We start from the raw sequence: 17,313 nt of genomic DNA on the forward strand, positions 1-17,313 counted from the left end.
CCACACCGGCGGGTGATCCGGGAACAACCGGATTGCCCCCCGGGGCGGGTCATGACCTGCCGAAGCGTCGTGGGTGAGCGCGCGCACGCGGCGGCAGGTGGGGGGCGGGGAGGAGTGGCGGGAGAGGGGTGGGTGGGGGAGCGCGCCGCAGGCGTAGGGTCGGGGATTGGGCAACGGGCGCGTGCCGCCCCGCTGATGTGGCGGAATACGATGCCCGGGGCCGGGCCGGGCCAACCAACCGGCCGCAGCACAGGACCTCGACCGAATAGGACCCCCTCCACCGTGACTGCTCTGACACTCAGTACCTCCTCCGCCGCAGCGTTGCGTGCGGACGCCGTCGTCGTGGGCGTGACCAAAGGGGCCAAGGGCCCCAAGGTCGCACCGGGGGCGGAGGCGGTGGACAAGGCGTTCGACGGAAAGCTGGCCGCCGTACTGGAGACGCTGGGCGCCTCGGGTGCGGACGGCGAGGTGACCAAGCTCCCGGCACCCGCGGGCCTGAAGTCCGCGGTGGTGGTCGCGGTCGGCCTCGGCGACACCCCCGAGGACGGCACCGGCTTCGACGCCGAGGCGCTGCGCAGGGCCGCGGGCGTCGCCGCCCGCGCGCTCGGCGGCGCGAAGAAGGCGGCGTTCGCGCTGCCCGCCGCCGACCCGGCGGACCTGGAAGCGGTCGCCACCGGCGCGCTGCTGGGCGCGTACGCGTTCACCACGTACCAGGCCGAGAACGGCAAGGGCACGCTCGGCGAGGTCGCCGTGACCGGTGCCAAGCCGCGCGACAAGGCGCACAAGGCCGCGGCGGCCCGCGCCGTCGCGGTGGGCGCCGAGGTGAACCGGGCGCGCGACCTGATCAACACCCCGCCCAACGACCTGAACCCGAAGGCGTTCGCCGCCGCCGTACAGGCCGCGGGCAAGGAGCACGGCCTCAAGGTCGAGGTGCTGGACGAGAAGGCGCTGGCCAAGGGCGGCTACGGCGGCATCCTCGGCGTTGGCCAGGGCTCGGCGACGCCGCCCCGGCTGGTCCGGGTGGCGTACACCCACGCCAAGGCGACCCGTACCCTCGCCTTCGTCGGCAAGGGCATCACGTACGACTCGGGCGGCATCTCGCTGAAGCCGCCGGGGCACAACGAGACGATGAAGTGCGACATGAGCGGCGCCGCCGCGGTGTTCGCCGCGGTCGTGGCGACCGCGAAGCTCGGCCTCGAGGTCAATGTGACCGGCTGGCTCGCGCTGGCCGAGAACATGCCGGGCGGCGGCGCCACGCGCCCCGGCGACGTGCTGAAGATGTACAGCGGCACGACGGTGGAGGTGCTGAACACCGACGCCGAGGGCCGTCTGGTGCTGGCCGACGCGCTGGCCCGCGCCTCCGAGGAGGCCCCGGACGCGATCGTCGACGTGGCGACGCTGACCGGCGCGATGGTGCTGGCGCTGGGCGAGGGCCGGTTCGGCATCATGTCGAACGACGACGGCTTCCGTACCCGGATCCACACCGCGGCGCTGGCCGCGGGCGAGGACTCCTGGCCGATGCCGCTCCCCAAGGAGCTGCGCAAGACCTTCGACTCCCCCACCGCCGACATCGCCAACATGGGTGTGCGGCCGGGCGGCGGCCTGATCGCGGGGCTGTTCCTGAAGGAGTTCGTCGGCGAGGGCATCACCTGGGCCCACCTGGACATCGCGGGCCCCGCCTTCCACGAGGGCGCGCCCTTCGGCTACACCCCCAAGGGCGGCACCGGCACCGCGGTCCGCACCCTGCTCAGCCTGGCCCACCAGGCCGCGGACGGCGATCTCCTCTGACCGCCGCGCCGCACCCTGCTCCGAACAGGTGAGATAGGTCACTTACGGCCCCGGACGGCGCGTCCGGGGCCGTATTCGACGGGTCTCACCCCACAGGCCGATGACCCGTCCGCCGCGAACAAGTGCGAAGATGTGGTTCGGCACGACAGGGCCCCCTTTTAGACAAAGCGGCCGAACCAAAGCCGCCGCCCGGTCATGGTGGACCGGCTCCGGCGAACCCATGCATGGAGGACGTGACGTGGCGAACGACGCCAGCACTGTTTTCGACCTAGTGATCCTCGGCGGCGGCAGTGGCGGCTACGCAGCCGCGCTGCGTGCCGCGCAACTGGGACTGGACGTCGCCCTGATCGAGAAGAACAAGCTCGGGGGCACCTGTCTGCACAACGGCTGCATTCCCACCAAGGCGCTGCTGCACGCCGGTGAGATCGCGGACCAGGCTCGCGAGAGCGAGCAGTTCGGCGTGAAGGCCACCTTCGAGGGCATCGACATCGCGGCCGTCCACAAGTACAAGGACGACGTGATCGCGGGCCTGTACAAGGGCCTCCAGGGCCTGGTGGCCTCGCGCAAGGTGACGTACATCGAGGGCGAGGGGAAGCTGTCCTCCCCCACCTCGGTGGATGTGAACGGCCAGCGGATCCAGGGCCGGCACGTCCTGCTCGCGACCGGTTCCGTACCGAAGTCGCTGCCGGGCCTGACCATCGACGGCGACCGGATCATCTCCTCCGACCACGCGCTGGTCCTGGACCGGGTGCCGCAGTCGGCGATCATCCTGGGCGGCGGCGTGATCGGCGTCGAGTTCGCCTCGGCGTGGAAGTCCTTCGGCACCGACGTGACCATCGTCGAGGGTCTGCCGCACCTGGTGCCGGTCGAGGAGGAGAACAGCTCCAAGCTGCTGGAGCGCGCCTTCCGCAAGCGCGGCATCAAGTTCAACCTGGGCACCTTCTTCCAGAGCGCCGAGTACACCGACAGCGGTGTGAAGGTCACCCTGGCGGACGGCAAGACCTTCGAGGCCGAGGTGCTGCTGGTCGCCATCGGCCGCGGCCCGGTCTCGCAGGGCCTGGGGTACGAGGAGCAGGGCGTCGCGATGGACCGCGGCTATGTCCTGGTCGACGAGTACATGCGCACCAACGTGCCGACGATCTCGGCCGTCGGCGACCTGGTCCCGACGCTCCAGCTCGCGCACGTCGGCTTCGCCGAGGGCATCCTCGTGGCGGAGCGGCTGGCCGGTCTCAAGACCGTGCCGATCGACTACGACGGTGTCCCGCGCGTCACGTACTGCCACCCGGAGGTCGCCTCCGTCGGCATCACCGAGGCGAAGGCCAAGGAGCTGTACGGCGCGGACAAGGTCGTCACGCTGAAGTACAACCTGGCGGGCAACGGCAAGAGCAAGATCCTCAAGACGTCCGGCGAGGTCAAGCTCGTCCAGGTGCGCGACGGCGCCGTCGTCGGCGTCCACATGGTCGGTGACCGGATGGGTGAGCAGGTGGGCGAGGCCCAGCTCATCTACAACTGGGAGGCGCTGCCCGCCGAGGTCGCGCAGCTCATCCACGCGCACCCGACCCAGAGCGAGGCGCTCGGCGAGGCCCACCTGGCCCTCGCGGGCAAGCCGCTGCACTCGCACGACTGACCCTCCTCCACGCCACCCCATCCGCACAGATCGTTAGGAGTAACCGCAACCATGGCGGTTTCCGTAACCCTGCCGGCGCTCGGCGAGAGCGTGACCGAGGGCACTGTCACCCGCTGGCTGAAGGCCGAGGGCGAGCGCGTCGAGGCCGACGAGCCGCTGCTCGAGGTCTCGACCGACAAGGTCGACACCGAGATCCCCTCCCCCGCGTCCGGCGTGCTCGCGTCCATCAAGGTCGCCGAGGACGAGACGGTCGAGGTCGGCGCCGAGCTGGCCGTCATCGACGACGGCAGCGGCGGCGGCGCGCCCGCGGCTGCCCCGGCTGCGGCGGCCGAGCCCGAGCCCGCCCAGGCACCCGCGGCTCCCGAGCCCGCCCAGGCACCTGCGGCTCCCGAGCCCGCTCAGGCGGCTCCGTCCACCGAGCAGGCGGCGCCCGCGCCCGCCCCGACCGCCGAGGCGGCCAGCGGTGGCGGCGGCGCGAGCGGCACCGACGTCGTCCTGCCCGCGCTCGGTGAGTCCGTCACCGAGGGCACCGTGACCCGTTGGCTGAAGGCCGTCGGCGAGAGCGTCGAGGCCGACGAACCGCTGCTGGAGGTCTCGACCGACAAGGTCGACACCGAGATCCCGTCGCCGGTGGCGGGCACCCTGCTGGAGATCCTGGTCCAGGAGGACGAGACCGCGGAGGTCGGCGCGAAGCTGGCCGTGGTCGGCGCCGCTGGTGCCGCCCCGGCCGCGGCGCCCGCGCCCGCGGCCCCGGCTCCCGCCGAGGCACCCGCCCCGACTCCGGCCCCGGCCCCCGCGGCTCCCGCCCCCGCCGCACCGGCTCCCGCACCGGCCGCTCCGGCACCGGCCCCCGCGCCTGTCGCCGCCGCACCGGCTCCCGCGCCCGCCGCACCCGCGCCCGCCGCCCCGGCTCCCGTCGCCACCAGCGGTGACGACGGCGCCTACGTCACCCCGCTGGTCCGCAAGCTCGCCTCGGAGAGCGGCGTGGACCTCGGCTCGGTGCGCGGCACCGGCGTCGGCGGCCGCATCCGCAAGCAGGACGTCATCTCCGCCGCGGAGGCCGCCAAGGCCGCCGCGTCGAAGCCGGCGCCCGCCGCGGCCCAGAAGGCGGCACCCTCGGTGTCGCCGCTGCGCGGCCAGACGGTCAAGATGACCCGGATGCGCAAGGTCATCGGCGACAACATGATGAAGGCCCTGCACTCGCAGGCGCAGCTCACCAGCGTCGTCGAGGTGGACCTGACCCGCGTGATGCGGCTGCGCAACGCGGCGAAGGACGCCTTCGCGGCCCGTGAGGGCGTGAAGCTGTCCCCGATGCCGTTCTTCGTCAAGGCGGCGGCCCAGGCGCTGAAGGCCCACCCGGTCATCAACGCCCGGATCAACGAGGACGAGGGCACGATCACCTACTTCGACTCCGAGAACATCGGGATCGCGGTGGACTCCGAGCGCGGTCTGATGACCCCGGTCATCAAGGGTGCGGGCGACCTCAACATCGCCGGTATCGCCAAGAAGACCGCGGAGCTCGCGGGCAACGTGCGGGCCAGCAAGATCACCCCGGACGACCTGGCGGGCGCGACCTTCACGATCAGCAACACCGGTTCGCGCGGCGCGCTGTTCGACACGGTCATCGTGCCGCCGAACCAGGCCGCCATCCTCGGTGTCGGCGCGACCGTCAAGCGCCCGGTGGTCGTCGAAACCCCCGACGGCACGGTCATCGGCGTCCGGGACATGACGTACCTGGCGCTCTCCTACGACCACCGGCTGGTGGACGGCGCGGACGCCGCCCGTTACCTGACGGCGGTCAAGGAGATCCTCGAAGCGGGCGAGTTCGAGGTCGAGCTGGGCCTGTAAGGCCGCACACGGGCCTGTACGGCGTGTATGACGGAGCCCCCGTCCCTCTTCCGGGACGGGGGCTCCTTCGCGTCCCGGCGGGCCCCCGCAGCGGCCTGCGGGGAGGCAGCGCCGCTTCCTGGTCGTATCGTCTATGTCACGCAAACCGTGAAGGAGCGCCCCATGGCCCCTGCCGTCGTCCAGCACCTGGTCGTCCACAGCCTGCGTGAGCAGATCCGGGAGCACATCCTCGAAGGCATCGTGAGCGGGCGCTGGAAGCCGGGCGAGCGGATCGTGGAGCGCCGGATCGCGGTGGAGCTCCAGGTCAGCCAGACGCCGGTGCGGGAGGCGCTGCGGGAGCTGGAGACGCTGCGGCTGATCGAGTCCGCGCCGAACAAGGGCGTACGCGTACGGAGCCTGACTGCCGCCGACCTCAAGGAGAGCTATCCGGTGCGCGCCGGGCTCGAACAGGTCGCCGCGGAACTGGCCGCGGCCCGGCTCGCCGCCGACCCCGCCGCCCTCGAGCGCGAGGTGGCCGCCCTGCGCGACGCCGACGCCGCCCTGGACAGCGAGGCCCAGGTCAGACACACCGTCGCCTTCCACCACGAGCTGGTGCGCGCGGCCGACAACGCCGTATTGCTGCACGCCTGGGAGTCGCTGGGCATCGAGGTCTGGACGACGCTGTCCATCCGCTGGCTGAGCCCGGAGCCCCGCCCGTACGCGGCCGAGCACCAGGACATAGTCGACGCCTTCGTACGCCGTGACCCGGACATCTGCGGTCTCATCAAGTCCCACGTCCTGAGCTGCGCTCCCCAGGTCTGACGACACCCCCGCGGCCCCGGCGGCCGGCGGTTTCCGTGACATGCAAGGCCACAAGGCCGAGGCACCCCGTGCCTTAAGGTCTGGCACCCCGTGCCGTCTTGGAATTACTGGCCCGGAAGCCATTGATCGATCATCGATCGTCGGCGTATCGTCGTCGGTGGGGAACAGCCCTGTCGTGCCGACAAGCGCATTCCCCACCCCCAACCTCCGTTCGAAGGCGGCACCCATGCCCGACGACGTACGCCCCCCGCGGGGCCAGCTCGACCAGATCCCGGACCGCGACCCGGAAGAGACCTCGGAGTGGCTCGCGTCGCTGGAGGCGGTCGCCAAGGCGGCCGGTCCGCACCGGGCCGCGTATCTGATGCGTCGCACCCTGGAAAGCGCCGGGGCGGGCGTCGGGCTTCCGTCGCTGCTCGAAACCGAGTACATCAACACGATCCCGACCTCCGCCGAGCCCGCCTACCCGGGCGACGAGGCACTGGAGGCGCGGATCACCGCGTGGAACCGGTGGAACGCGGCGGCCATGGTCACCCGCGGCAGCCGCCTGGGCCTCGGCGGCCACATCGCGACCTTCGCCTCGGCGGCCTGGCTCTACGAGACCGGCTTCCAGCACTTCTTCAGGGGCAAGGAGGGCGCGGGCAGCGGGGACCAGCTCTATCTCCAGGGCCACGCCTCCCCCGGCATCTACGCCCGCGCGTTCCTCGACGGGCGGCTGACCGAGGGCCAGCTCGACCGCTTCCGCCAGGAGGCGAACGGCGACGGCCTGCCCTCGTACCCGCACCCGCGGCGGCTGCCCTGGCTGTGGGAGTTCCCCACCGTCTCGATGGGCCTCGGCCCGCTGTCGGCGATCTACCAGGCGCGGTTCAACCGCTATCTGGAGCACCGCGGCATCAAGGACACCTCGGACTCCCACGTGTGGGCGTTCCTCGGTGACGGCGAGATGGACGAGCCCGAGTCGACCGCCGCCCTGGCGCTGGCCGGCCGCGAGGGCCTGGACAACCTCACCTTCGTCATCAACTGCAATCTCCAGCGGCTCGACGGCCCGGTCCGCCCCAACTTCAAGATCGTGCAGGAGCTGGAGTCCCAGTTCCGCGCGGCGGGCTGGAACGTGGTCAAGTCGCTGTGGGGCGCGGCCTGGGACGACGTGCTCGCCCAGGACGTGGACGGCGCGCTGCTCAAGCGGCTGCGCGAGGTCCCGGACGCGCAGTTCCAGACGTACGCCACGCGCGACGCGGCCTATCTGCGCGAGCACTTCTTCGGCGCGGACCCCTCGCTGCGCACGATCGGCGCCCGGCTGACCGACGCCAAGCTGACCGAGCTGTTCCAGAGCTCGCGCGCGGGGCACGAGCCGCGCAAGGTCTACGCGGCCTACCGCGCGGCCGTCGAGCACAAGGGCGCGCCGACGGTGATCCTGGCGCAGACCGTCAAGGGCTGGACGCTGGGCGCGGGCTTCGAGTCGCGCAACGCCAACCACCAGATGAAGAAGCTGACGGGCGCTCAGTTCCGTACGATGCGCGACCTGTTGGAGCTGCCGATCCCGGACAGCGCGCTGGACGCGGACGTGGTCCCGTACTGGCACCCCGGGGAGAACTCGCCCGAGGTGCGGTACCTGCGCGAGCGGCGGGCGGCGCTCGGCGGTCTCGCCCCGGCCCGCAAGGTGGTCGCCAAACCGCTGCCGCTGCCGCCGGACAAGGCGTACAAGGCGTTGGAGAAGGGTTCAGGCACGCAGGAGATCGCCACCACGATGGCGTTCGTGCGGCTGGTCAAGGACCTGATGCGGGAGAAGGAGACCGGCCGCCGCTGGGTGCCGATCGTCCCCGACGAGGCCCGCACCTTCGGCATGGAGTCGCTGTTCCCCTCCGCGGGTCTGTACTCGCCCAAGGGGCAGACGTACGACCCGGTCGACCGCGACCAACTCCTGTACTACAAGGAGGCGAAGGACGGTCAGATCCTCAACGAGGGGATCACCGAGGCCGGTTCGCTCGCCGACTTCACGGCCGCCGCGACCGCGTACGCGACGCACGGCGAGCCGATGATCCCGTTCTACATCTTCTACTCGATGTTCGGCTGGCAGCGGACCGCCGACCAGTTCTGGGCGCTCGCCGACCAGCTCGGCCGCGGCTTCGTGATCGGCGCCACCGCGGGCAAGACCACGATGACCGGCGAGGGCCTGCAACACGCCGACGGCCACTCGCACTTGATCGCCTCCACCAACCCGGCGGCGCTCTCGTACGACCCGGCGTTCGCGTACGAGGTCGCGGTGATCGTCCGCGAGGGTCTGCGGCGGATGTACGGGCCGGACGCCGAGGACGTCTTCTACTACCTGACGGTCTACAACGAGCCGAAGGTGCAGCCCGCGATGCCCGAGGGCGTCGAGGACGGCATCCTCAAGGGCCTCTACCGCTTCCAGCAGGCGCAGGACCCGGCGGCGGACGCGGCCAGGCTGCAACTGCTGGCGTCCGGCACCGCGATCCACTGGGCGCTGGACGCGCAGCGGATACTGGCGCAGGAGTGGGGTGTGGCCGCCGACGTGTGGTCCGCGCCGTCCTGGACCGAGCTGCGGCGCGAGGCGCTGGAGTGCGACGCGGCCCGGCTGCGCGGCGAGGAGCGGGTGCCGTACGTGACGCGGGCGCTGGAAGGCGCGCCGGGTCCCGTGGTCGCGGTCAGCGACTGGATGCGGGCGGTGCCCGACCAGATCGCGCAGTGGGTGGAGCAGGACTGGACGTCGGTGGGCACCGACGGCTTCGGCCTGTCCGACACCCGCGACGCGGCCCGCCGCCACTTCGGGGTGGACCCGCGGTCGCTGGTGGTCGCGGCGCTCGCCGCGCTCGCCCGGCGCGGCGACATCAAGCCCGAGACGGTCAAGGAGGCCGCCGAGCGGTACGGCCTGTAAGGCCGATGGCGGACGGGCGCGGTACGCGTCCCGTCCGCGCCCCGAACAGCCCTGGTACGGCCGCGCGCGGACCTTCGCACCCCGCGCGGCCGTATCCGCCTCAGAGAATATTCATAGGTTTCAGCAGACGTTTCCGGCCACCCGCGAGTCACCCCGTGCCACCGGCCGCGGCGGCCCTCCGCAGAGCCCGCGAAACCGCGCGCGGCCCGTACCGTACGGGATGTGCGGCGGTACGGGTGCGGCCCGGTGGAACGCGAGAGGTGTGTGAATCGGCTAGCGCCCGCTCCCGTCCTGGCCGGAAAGAGATTGCGGGCGCATACAGCTACCGGCTACGTTCCCTCGGATGCCACCAAATCCCAGCCCTCTGACGGCTCCGACCGCCGAGGATTTCCGCGCCTGGCACCGGGTGCAGTCGGCCGCTCTCGCACACGACCGGCCAGGTGAGCCCGTGCTGTCCGCCACCGCCCTCCAGGCGAAGCTGACGACGACGGGGAACCGCAGCAGGCTGCTGCTGTGGCTGGTGCGCAACGCGAACGAGGAGCCGGTGGCCACCGCGACCCTGCGGCTGTTCAGCGAACCGGGGCGCAGCCACCTCGCCGAGGTCAGGATGACCGTCCACCCCGCCTACCGGCGGCTGGGCACCGGCTCGCGGCTGCTGTCCACGGTGACCGAGGCCGCGGCCGAGGCGGGCTGCCGCAGCGTGGTCACCGAGGTCATGGCGGGTACCCCGCACGAGGGATTTCTGGCCACCCGCGACTTCCATCCGGTCCTGCGGCTGACCTGGCAGCGGCTCGCGCTCGACGACGTACCCGACCGTATCCACAAGCTCCCCGACGTCCCGCACCCCGGCTACCGGCTGACGTCCTGGGACGGGGTCGTCCCCGACGTGCTCGCCGAGAGCTTCGCGGACGCCCGGCGCGCCATGGACGACATGCCGACCGGCGCCATGGACTTCGGCGAGGTGCGCTGGGACGTGGCCGCGGTCCGCGAGGCCGCCGAGGTGATCGCCCGGCGCGGCGAGCAACTGCTGACGGTCGCCGCGGTGGACGCGCTCGACGGCTCCGTCGCCGGTTACACCGAGCTGGTGATACCGGCGGAGGGCGCGGGCACCGCCCAGCAGTACGACACGGCCGTCCTCCCCGCGCACCGCGGCCACGGCCTCGGGCTGTGGGTGAAGGCCGAGATGCTGCGCCGGGTACGGGAGGAATTCCCGCAGCTCACCGCCGTGCAGACGGACAACGCCGACGACAACCGGCACATGCTGGCCCTCAACACCGCGCTCGGCTTCCGGCCGCTGCGCCGCACGGTCGAGTACCAGCTCACCCTCGGTCGGCGCTGACCCCCCGGACCTCGTACAGTGGGCGACCCACCCCGCACGGATGGAGTCCGTAACGACACGGGCGCATCCGGGGCACTCCGCGTGCGGGTGCGCGCGGCAACCGGGAAGCTGGACCAGTGATGGACGAGACGGAGTTCTGGGAGATCGTCGACCGTACGCGAGAGGCGGCGGACGGCGATCCGGAGGAGCATGCCGACCTGCTGATCGAGCGGCTGGCCCAGCTCGACCCGGACTCCGTGGTGGACTTCGCCCGGCACTTCGAGACCCGGTTCGTCCGGGCCTTCCGCTGGGATCTGTGGGGCGCCGCCGACATCATGCTGGGCGGCGCGGACGACGAGTCCTTCGACTACTTCCGCTGCTGGCTGATCGGCCAGGGCCGCCATGTCTTCGAGGGCGGTCTGGCCGCCCCCGACGACCTGGCCTTCCTCGTCACCGAGTTCGACCCGGAGACGGACGGCGACGCGGAGGATCTGGGCTACGCGGCGGACGAGGCGTACGAGCAGCTCACCGGGGTCCGGCTGCCGGACCTCGAACTCGCGCAGCCGGAGCAGCCGGAGGGCGAGTCGCTGGACATGGACGATGAGCGGGCGATGGCGGAGCGGTATCCGCAGCTGTGGTCGCGCTTCGGCTGAGCCGGTTCTGGCGGCGCGGTTCTGTCGGTTCTGTCGGCGCGCCTCTGTCGCTCGGCTCGGTTCTGTCGACGGGGCTCTGGCGGCGCGGTTCTGTCGGCTCAGACCGCCGTGAGGTCGACCGCCCGGCCCATCAGGACGTCGTCCACGTAGGCGCCGTCCAGCAGGAACTCCCCCGGCAGCACGCCCTCCACGGCGAAGCCGACCGACTCGTAGAGCCGCCGGGCCGGGGCGTTGTGCCCCAGCACCCGCAGGGTGATCCGGACGGCGCCCTGCCGCCGCGCCTCGGTGACGGCGGCGTCCATCAGCGTGCGCGCGATGCCGCGCCCGCGCGCCCAGGTGTCGACGGCCAGACCCTGTATCTGCCGCACATGCGCGTTGCAGGCCAGGGCGGTCGGCGGGACCAGCTTGAGATATCCGGCCAGCCGGCCCTCGGCCTCGGCGACCAGGACGTACCGGTGTCCGTCGGGCGAGCCGTAGAAGGCGGCGCCGGGCGCCGGGGCTGGCTCTACGGAGTGCAGCGGGGACCAGGTACGGGCGTCGAGCGCCGCGAGGGCGGAGTCGTCGGCGCGGGTCGCGGGCCGGACGGTCGCTGAGGTCATGCCGGTCACTGTGCCATGGCGCGCCGCGAGCCGGCATCGGACGTCCCGGGCCGTCGGCGGGCACAATGCGACTATGCGTATCGCAGTCACGGGTTCCTCCGGTCTGATCGGCTCCGCCCTGTCCCGCTCGCTCGCCGCGGACGGCCACGACGTCGTACGGCTGGTGCGGCGCGCGCCCGTCGGTCCCGCCGAGGTGCGCTGGGATCCGGCGCGCGGCACGGTGGACACCGCGGGTCTCGAGGGCTGCGAGGCCGTCGTGCACCTGGCGGGCGCCGGGATCGGCGACCGCCGCTGGACCGACAGCCGCAAGAAGGAGCTGGTGGACAGCCGGGTGCTCGGCACCGGCGCCGTCGCCAAGGCCGCCGCCGCGCTCGACACCCCGCCTCGGGTCCTGGTCAGCGCGAGCGCCATCGGCATCTACGGCGACACCGGCGACACGGCCGTCGACGAGGACAGCCCGGTGGGCAGCGGCTTCCTGGCCGAGCTGTGCCAGGAGTGGGAGGCCGCGGCCGATCCCGCCCGCGCGGCCGGCATCCGTACCGTCCACCCCCGTACGGGCCTGGTCGTCGCCAAGGGCGGCGGCGCGTGGGCGCGGCTGTTCCCGCTGTTCAAGGCCGGGCTCGGCGGACGCCTGGGCGACGGACGGCAGTTCTGGAGCTTCATCGCCCTGCACGACGAGGTGGCCGCCATTCGCTACGCGCTGGACACGGCCGATCTGTCCGGGCCGGTCAACCTCACCGCGCCCGAGCCGCTGACCAACCGTGAGATCACCGCCGAGATGGGGCGCGTCCTGCACCGCCCCACCGTGGCCGCGGTCCCGGAGTCCGTCCTGCGCCTGGTCCTCGGCGAACTGGCCCAGGACGTCACCGGCAGCCAACGGGTCCGCCCCAAGCGCCTCTTGGACTCCGGCTTCCGCTTCGCCTTTCCCGAATTCGCCCAGGCCGTGACGGCGGCTCTCGCCGAATAGCCGCTGCCGCGGCGCCTACGACGGCGGGGCGGGGCGTCGCGCGGGCGGAGGGGCGGCTCGCGAGCGGCGGGCCGTCGCGCGGGCGGCGGCCGGATTGGCGACCGGGCCGGAGAGGTGACCGGGCCGGAGACATTCGGCCGGGGGTGCCGAAAAGCGCTGGATAAGGGCTGGAATCGGCGGGTTGCCCCGGCATCAGATGGCTTTGATGAGGGCATGACCTTTACCAGCGTTCTGCGACGCCTCGGGCGTGACGCCGACGTGAGCGGGGATTCGAACCCGACCTCGGGGAGGGGCACAGTGCTCTCACCAGCACGCCGTGACGTCGCGGGAATCGTGGACGTCGTCGTGATCGGCGCAGGCATATCCGGGCTGTCCGCCGCGCATCAACTCATCGGCGGCGGCCTGTCGGTCACCGTCCTGGAGGCCGCCGACCACGTCGGCGGCCGCATGGCCACCGACGTGGTGGACGGCTTCCGGCTCGACCGCGGCGCTCACCTGCTCAACACGTCCTATCCGGAACTGCGCCGCACGCCGGGGCTGCGGGGGCTGCCGCTGGCGCCGCTCGCGCCCGGCGCCCTGGTCAGAGCCGACGGGCGCGGTTACCGGGTCGGTGACGCGCGCGGCTCCCGTACCGTTCGCGGCTCGGCCCGTGCCCCGATCGGCTCCACGCTGGACCGGGCCCGGCTCGGCACCACCCTCAACCGCCTTGCCGCGACGCCCGCCTCACGGCTCGCCAGCCGCCCCGAGACGACCGCCGCGCGGGCGCTGAGCGCACGCGGTTTCGCGCCGCGGACCGTCGAGGGCTTCGTACGGCCGCTGCTGGCCGCCCTGTTGTGCGACCCGGAGCTGCAAACCTCCAGCCGCTGCGCCGACTTGGTACTGCGCGGCTTCGCCCGCGGCCGTACGTGCCTGCCCGCGACGGGCGCGGCGTCCGTACCGCGGCGGCTCGCCGCGGGGCTCCCGCCGGGCGCGGTACGGCTCGGCACGCGCGCGGTGCGGGTCGCCGTCAACTGCGTGCAGACCGAGGACGGCACCGAACTGCCCTGCCGGGCCGTGCTGGTGGCCACCGGGGCGCGGGCCGCGGCCGAACTCCTGCCGGGGCTGCGGGTGCCGTCCTTCCACGAGGTCACCGTCCTGCACCACGCGGCGCCCGTCCCACCCGTACGCGAGCCGGTGCTCGTCCTCGACGCCGACCGCATGGGGCCCGTCTCGCACACTCTCCCGGTCAGTGAGATCGACCCGAGCCGGGCGCCGGCCGGGCGCGCCCTCGTCACGTCCGTCGTCCTCGGGCCGCCGCCCGACGGGGCGGGCGACAAGACCGTCCGCGCTCACCTCGCCGAGCTGTACGAGACCTCCACCGACGCGTGGGAGCTGCTCGCCGTCCACAACGATCCCGAGGCCGTGCCGGCCATGCCCGCGCCCCACGATTTGCGGCGTCCCGCCCGGCTCCTCGACGGGCTCTACATCTGCGGTGCCCACCGCACCACCAGCACGCCCCAGGGCGCCCTTCTCTCCGCCCGCCGCGCCGCCCACAGCATCCTCCGCGACGCCGTCCCCCACCCCGCCGACACCCCCACCCCCCAGGCCGCCTAGCCCCTGCCCCATCGGGGCCGGTTCTTCGCCCGCGCCACCGTCGGTGGCCGAGCGCGCACTTCCCCGCGCCCCTGAAAAGATCGGCTCGCCGCCCGGCCGAAAGACAGTCGCCCCGCCAGGGGCGCGAGGAACTGCGCGAGCAACCCACCACCGGCTGGTGGCCCGAAGAACCACCGAACCACCCCACCGGGACCGGTGGTGACCTGCGGTCTGGACGAAAGACGGTGCGCCCCGTCAGGGGCGCGAGGAACTGCGCGAGCAACCCACCACCGGCCCGGTGGACCGAACACCGCCGAGCTGCCCCGCCGGGGCCGGTGGTGACCCGCAGGAGCATCGTGGCTGAGCGCGCAGTTCCCCGCGCCCCTAAAAGGATCGGCTCACCGCCCGGCCGAAAGACAGTCGCCCCGCCAGGGGCGCGAGGAACTGCGCGAGCAACCCACCACCGGCCCGGTGGACCGAACACCACCGAACCGCCCCGGCGGGCGGGGGGAACGTCAGGGGACCGCGCCCCTGGGGGGGGGACCCACTTGCGGGAGGTGGGTAAGGGACCGTGACCGGAGGTCGTCATGGGGCGACCAGCCCCAAGGCGACGGCGCGGTCGCGAAAGGCGCGAACGGCCGCGGCATCGCGATACGGCTCAAGGCGCCGCCCGAAGTCCCGCACGTACTCGACGGCGCGAGCCGACCGCATCTCGGTGGCCTGCTGCATGACCTCGATGCCGAGAGCACAGGCGACGTCCACCTCCCCGAGCCCGAGGCGAGCGGAAGCGAGCACGGTGCGGCAGAAGAGCCGGCTGCGGGCGTACGCGGGGGCACGGAGCTGGAGGGAGCGCTCGGCGTGCTGCGCGGCGGCCCGGTGCAGTTGGAGGTCCCGGTGGCAGTGCCCGAACTCGTCGGCGAGCTGGGCCTCGTCGAAGAAGCGCGCCCAGGAGGGCACCTCGTCACCGGAGCGGGCCGCCCCGAGCGAGCGTTCGGCCCGCGCGAGCGCCGCGGAACACGCGCGGATCTCACCGAGCAGCCCGTGCCCGCGGGCCTCGGCACTGTGCAGCAGGGCCTGGACGACGGCGGGCGCGCCGGAGCCGACGCCCTGCTGGGCGACCCGGGCGAGCTGGACGGCCTCGCGGCCGTGCCCGAGGTAGACGGCCTGGCGGCTCATGGTGACGAGCACGTAGCCGCCGTAGACCCGGTCTCCCGCGGCCTGCGAGAGCCGTAGCGCCTGGACGAAGTAGCGCTGCGCGAGCCCATGCGCGCCGATGTCGTACGACGTCCATCCGGCGAGCCGGGTGAGGTCGGCGACGGAGGAGAACAGGCGGCGGCCGAGTGCCTCGCCGTAACTGCCGCGCAGCATCGGCTCGGCCTCGTGCTCCAGGTAACGGACGAGGGCCTGGCGGGCGTGGCCGCCGCCGTACGCGTGGTCGAGCCCCCGGAAGAGGTCGCCGACGGCGCGCAGGGCGGCGATGTCACCGGCCCCGACCTTGGCGCGGGGCGGCCCGGCCTTGGCCGCGAGCCCCGGCCCCGGCGCGGGTCCGGGCGCGGCGGACGGCGGGAGCCCCAGGGGGCCGGGGCCGCGGCTCTGCGCGGGCACCCGTACCGGCGTGGCGTCGGCGCCCCGCGCGACTCTCTCGTCGGCGCGGCCGATCAGCCAGTCGCGGCTGGGCACGACGAGCCCGGCCGCGGTGAAGGCGATCTTCCGCAGCTCCGTCTGGTTGCCGGTGTCCTTGCGCCACAGGCCGCTGACGATGTCCACCGCCTCGTCGGGCGACCCGGCGAATTCGAGGCCCGCGTAGACCGGCGCGCACGCGTCGAGCCCGAGGTCCTGGGCGGAGAGCCGGCGGCCGAGCCGTTGGGTGAAGACCTCGGCGATCAGCGCGGGTGTGGTGCCGCGTGGCTGCTGGCCGCGCAGCCAGCGGGTCACCGAGGTCTTGTCGTACCGCAGGTCGAGGCCGTGCTCTATGCCGAGCTGGTCGACCCGGCGGGCGAGCCCCGCGTTGGAGAAGCCTGCCTCCGCGATCAACGAGGCGAGTCTGCTGTTGGGACGGGTCGGGGTTCGCTGCGTGGAACGGTCCGTCATCGGCAGTGCGGTCCACTTCCTGGGACTGGGGAGGTAACCGGAACGGCGTGAATGTAACGGTCGGTACCGGGAAGCTCACCGTAAGACCTCGTTATTCGCCCGAATGGGCGATAAGGACTCTCAAGGGTCGGTAAACCGCCCCGGTCGGTCGGAGGCACCGTGCTATGGCGCCGTTCTCAAGCCCCGCCCCCACAGGACGGGAAGCTTCGGCCCCGCTCGGGCCCCACGGACCCGCCGCCGTACAGTGGCAGAGGCGCGAAACGAGCACCGCCGGGTACGCAGAGGAGTGGTCATGGGGTTTCCGCAGGACGCCGCGCGGACGGACGAGCTGCGCTTCGTCCACCTGGGGTTCGGGGCCGACGCCGTCGAGTACACCGAGGCGTGGCAGGAACAGCGCCGGGTGCACGCCGCACGCGTGGAGGACGAGATCCCCGACACCTGCCTGCTCCTCGAACACCCGCCGGTCTACACGGCGGGACGCCGTACGACCGACAGCGAGCGCCCCCTGGACGGCACCCCCGTGGTCGACGTGGACCGCGGCGGCAAGATCACCTGGCACGGCCCCGGCCAGCTCGTCGGCTACCCGATCCTGAAGCTGCCGCGCCCGGTCGACGTGGTCGCGCACGTACGCCGCCTGGAAGAGGCGCTGATCCGTACCTGCGCCGAATTCGGTCTGGAGACCACGCGCGTGGAGGGCCGCAGCGGGGTGTGGGTGCTCGGTGACCCGGTGGCGGACCGCCCGGCGGTCAACGGCCTGACCCTCGACCTCGACCCGCGGGTGGGAGCGGGCTCCTCGTCGAAGGGGGGCGAGGACAGCGAGTTCGACCCGCGGCTGAACGGCCCCGAGTACGCGCCCTCCAACGCCGGGCAGCGCCGCGAGGACCGCAAGCTCGCCGCGATCGGCATCCGCGTCGCCAAGGGCGTGACGATGCACGGCTTCGCGATGAACTGCGACCCGGACAACACCTGGTTCGACCGGATCGTGCCCTGCGGCATCCGCGACGCGGGCGTCACCTCGCTCTCCAACGAACTGGGCCGCGACATCGGCGTCACCGAGGTGCTGCCGGTGCTGGAACGGCACCTGGCGGACGTCCTGGGCGCGGTCGTACCGCTGCCGCGGGCCGTATAGCCGGGGCGGTGGGCCGTACGACGGGGG

At 72.9% G+C, this 17,313-nt stretch carries 12 protein-coding genes; 10 read left to right on the forward strand and 2 right to left on the reverse strand.

The features are described 5' to 3' along the window. Window positions 1-282 precede the first annotated feature (282 nt). From ABZX65_RS04170 to ABZX65_RS04200, 7 genes are all read left to right on the forward strand, one after another. Entirely contained in the window at window positions 283-1,788 is a 1,506-nt protein-coding gene (locus tag ABZX65_RS04170; protein ID WP_355334322.1) for a leucyl aminopeptidase, read from the forward strand. A gap of 238 nt (window positions 1,789-2,026) precedes the next feature. Next, window positions 2,027-3,415 (forward strand): dihydrolipoyl dehydrogenase, encoded by a 1,389-nt coding sequence (lpdA, locus tag ABZX65_RS04175; RefSeq protein ID WP_355334324.1) that lies wholly within the window; start codon window positions 2,027-2,029, stop codon window positions 3,413-3,415. A gap of 51 nt (window positions 3,416-3,466) precedes the next feature. Further along, on the forward strand, window positions 3,467-5,263 hold the full coding sequence (gene sucB / locus ABZX65_RS04180; protein WP_355334326.1) for a 2-oxoglutarate dehydrogenase, E2 component, dihydrolipoamide succinyltransferase: 1,797 nt from the start codon (window positions 3,467-3,469) through the stop codon (window positions 5,261-5,263). A gap of 162 nt (window positions 5,264-5,425) precedes the next feature. After that, window positions 5,426-6,064: a GntR family transcriptional regulator gene (locus ABZX65_RS04185; RefSeq protein ID WP_355334328.1), complete on the forward strand. Its 639-nt coding sequence runs from the start codon at window positions 5,426-5,428 to the stop codon at window positions 6,062-6,064. A gap of 226 nt (window positions 6,065-6,290) precedes the next feature. Beyond that, entirely contained in the window at window positions 6,291-8,957 is a 2,667-nt protein-coding gene (gene aceE, locus ABZX65_RS04190) for a pyruvate dehydrogenase (acetyl-transferring), homodimeric type (protein WP_355334331.1), read from the forward strand. Window positions 8,958-9,405: 448 nt separating this feature from the next. Beyond that, entirely contained in the window at window positions 9,406-10,296 is an 891-nt protein-coding gene (locus ABZX65_RS04195) for a GNAT family N-acetyltransferase (RefSeq protein WP_355334334.1), read from the forward strand. Window positions 10,297-10,415: 119 nt separating this feature from the next. After that, a complete protein-coding gene (locus tag ABZX65_RS04200; protein ID WP_355334336.1) occupies window positions 10,416-10,928 on the forward strand; it encodes a DUF4240 domain-containing protein in 513 nt (170 codons plus the stop codon). Between the two features lie 98 nt (window positions 10,929-11,026). On the opposite strand, the gene ABZX65_RS04205 is transcribed toward ABZX65_RS04200, so the two are convergent. Continuing rightward, window positions 11,027-11,527, reverse strand: coding sequence for a GNAT family N-acetyltransferase (locus ABZX65_RS04205; protein ID WP_355334338.1), 501 nt, complete (start codon window positions 11,525-11,527; stop codon window positions 11,027-11,029). 73 nt (window positions 11,528-11,600) lie between these two features. Here ABZX65_RS04205 and ABZX65_RS04210 point away from each other — a divergent pair, with 73 nt between their 5' ends. Together ABZX65_RS04210 and ABZX65_RS04215 are read left to right on the forward strand one after the other, a co-directional pair. After that, entirely contained in the window at window positions 11,601-12,494 is an 894-nt protein-coding gene (locus ABZX65_RS04210; RefSeq protein ID WP_355334341.1) for a TIGR01777 family oxidoreductase, read from the forward strand. A 297-nt stretch (window positions 12,495-12,791) separates the two neighbouring features. Then, window positions 12,792-14,087 (forward strand): NAD(P)/FAD-dependent oxidoreductase, encoded by a 1,296-nt coding sequence (locus tag ABZX65_RS04215; RefSeq protein WP_355334343.1) that lies wholly within the window; start codon window positions 12,792-12,794, stop codon window positions 14,085-14,087. Between the two features lie 564 nt (window positions 14,088-14,651). Here ABZX65_RS04215 and ABZX65_RS04220 read toward each other — a convergent pair. Continuing rightward, a complete protein-coding gene (locus ABZX65_RS04220; protein ID WP_355334346.1) occupies window positions 14,652-16,157 on the reverse strand; it encodes a regulator in 1,506 nt (501 codons plus the stop codon). 292 nt (window positions 16,158-16,449) lie between these two features. Here ABZX65_RS04220 and lipB point away from each other — a divergent pair, with 292 nt between their 5' ends. Beyond that, complete coding sequence (gene lipB / locus ABZX65_RS04225) at window positions 16,450-17,286, forward strand: lipoyl(octanoyl) transferase LipB (protein ID WP_355334348.1); 837 nt, start codon at window positions 16,450-16,452, stop codon at window positions 17,284-17,286. The last annotated feature ends 27 nt before the right edge of the window (window positions 17,287-17,313 follow it).

Source organism: Streptomyces sp. NPDC003300 (assembly GCF_040610915.1).
Lineage (GTDB): Bacteria > Actinomycetota > Actinomycetes > Streptomycetales > Streptomycetaceae > Actinacidiphila.

Bases quoted from the DNA above. Each gene is read 5' to 3' on its own strand.
- sucB (WP_355334326.1), top strand. From the start codon at position 3,467: ATGGCGGTTTCCGTAACCCTGCCGGCGCTCGGCGAGAGCGTGACCGAG.
- ABZX65_RS04185 (WP_355334328.1), top strand. From the start codon at position 5,426: ATGGCCCCTGCCGTCGTCCAGCACCTGGTCGTCCACAGCCTGCGTGAG.
- aceE (WP_355334331.1), top strand. From the start codon at position 6,291: ATGCCCGACGACGTACGCCCCCCGCGGGGCCAGCTCGACCAGATCCCG.
- ABZX65_RS04200 (WP_355334336.1), top strand. From the start codon at position 10,416: ATGGACGAGACGGAGTTCTGGGAGATCGTCGACCGTACGCGAGAGGCG.
- ABZX65_RS04205 (WP_355334338.1), bottom strand. From the start codon at position 11,527: ATGACCTCAGCGACCGTCCGGCCCGCGACCCGCGCCGACGACTCCGCC.
- ABZX65_RS04210 (WP_355334341.1), top strand. From the start codon at position 11,601: ATGCGTATCGCAGTCACGGGTTCCTCCGGTCTGATCGGCTCCGCCCTG.
- ABZX65_RS04220 (WP_355334346.1), bottom strand. From the start codon at position 16,157: ATGACGGACCGTTCCACGCAGCGAACCCCGACCCGTCCCAACAGCAGA.
- lipB (WP_355334348.1), top strand. From the start codon at position 16,450: ATGGGGTTTCCGCAGGACGCCGCGCGGACGGACGAGCTGCGCTTCGTC.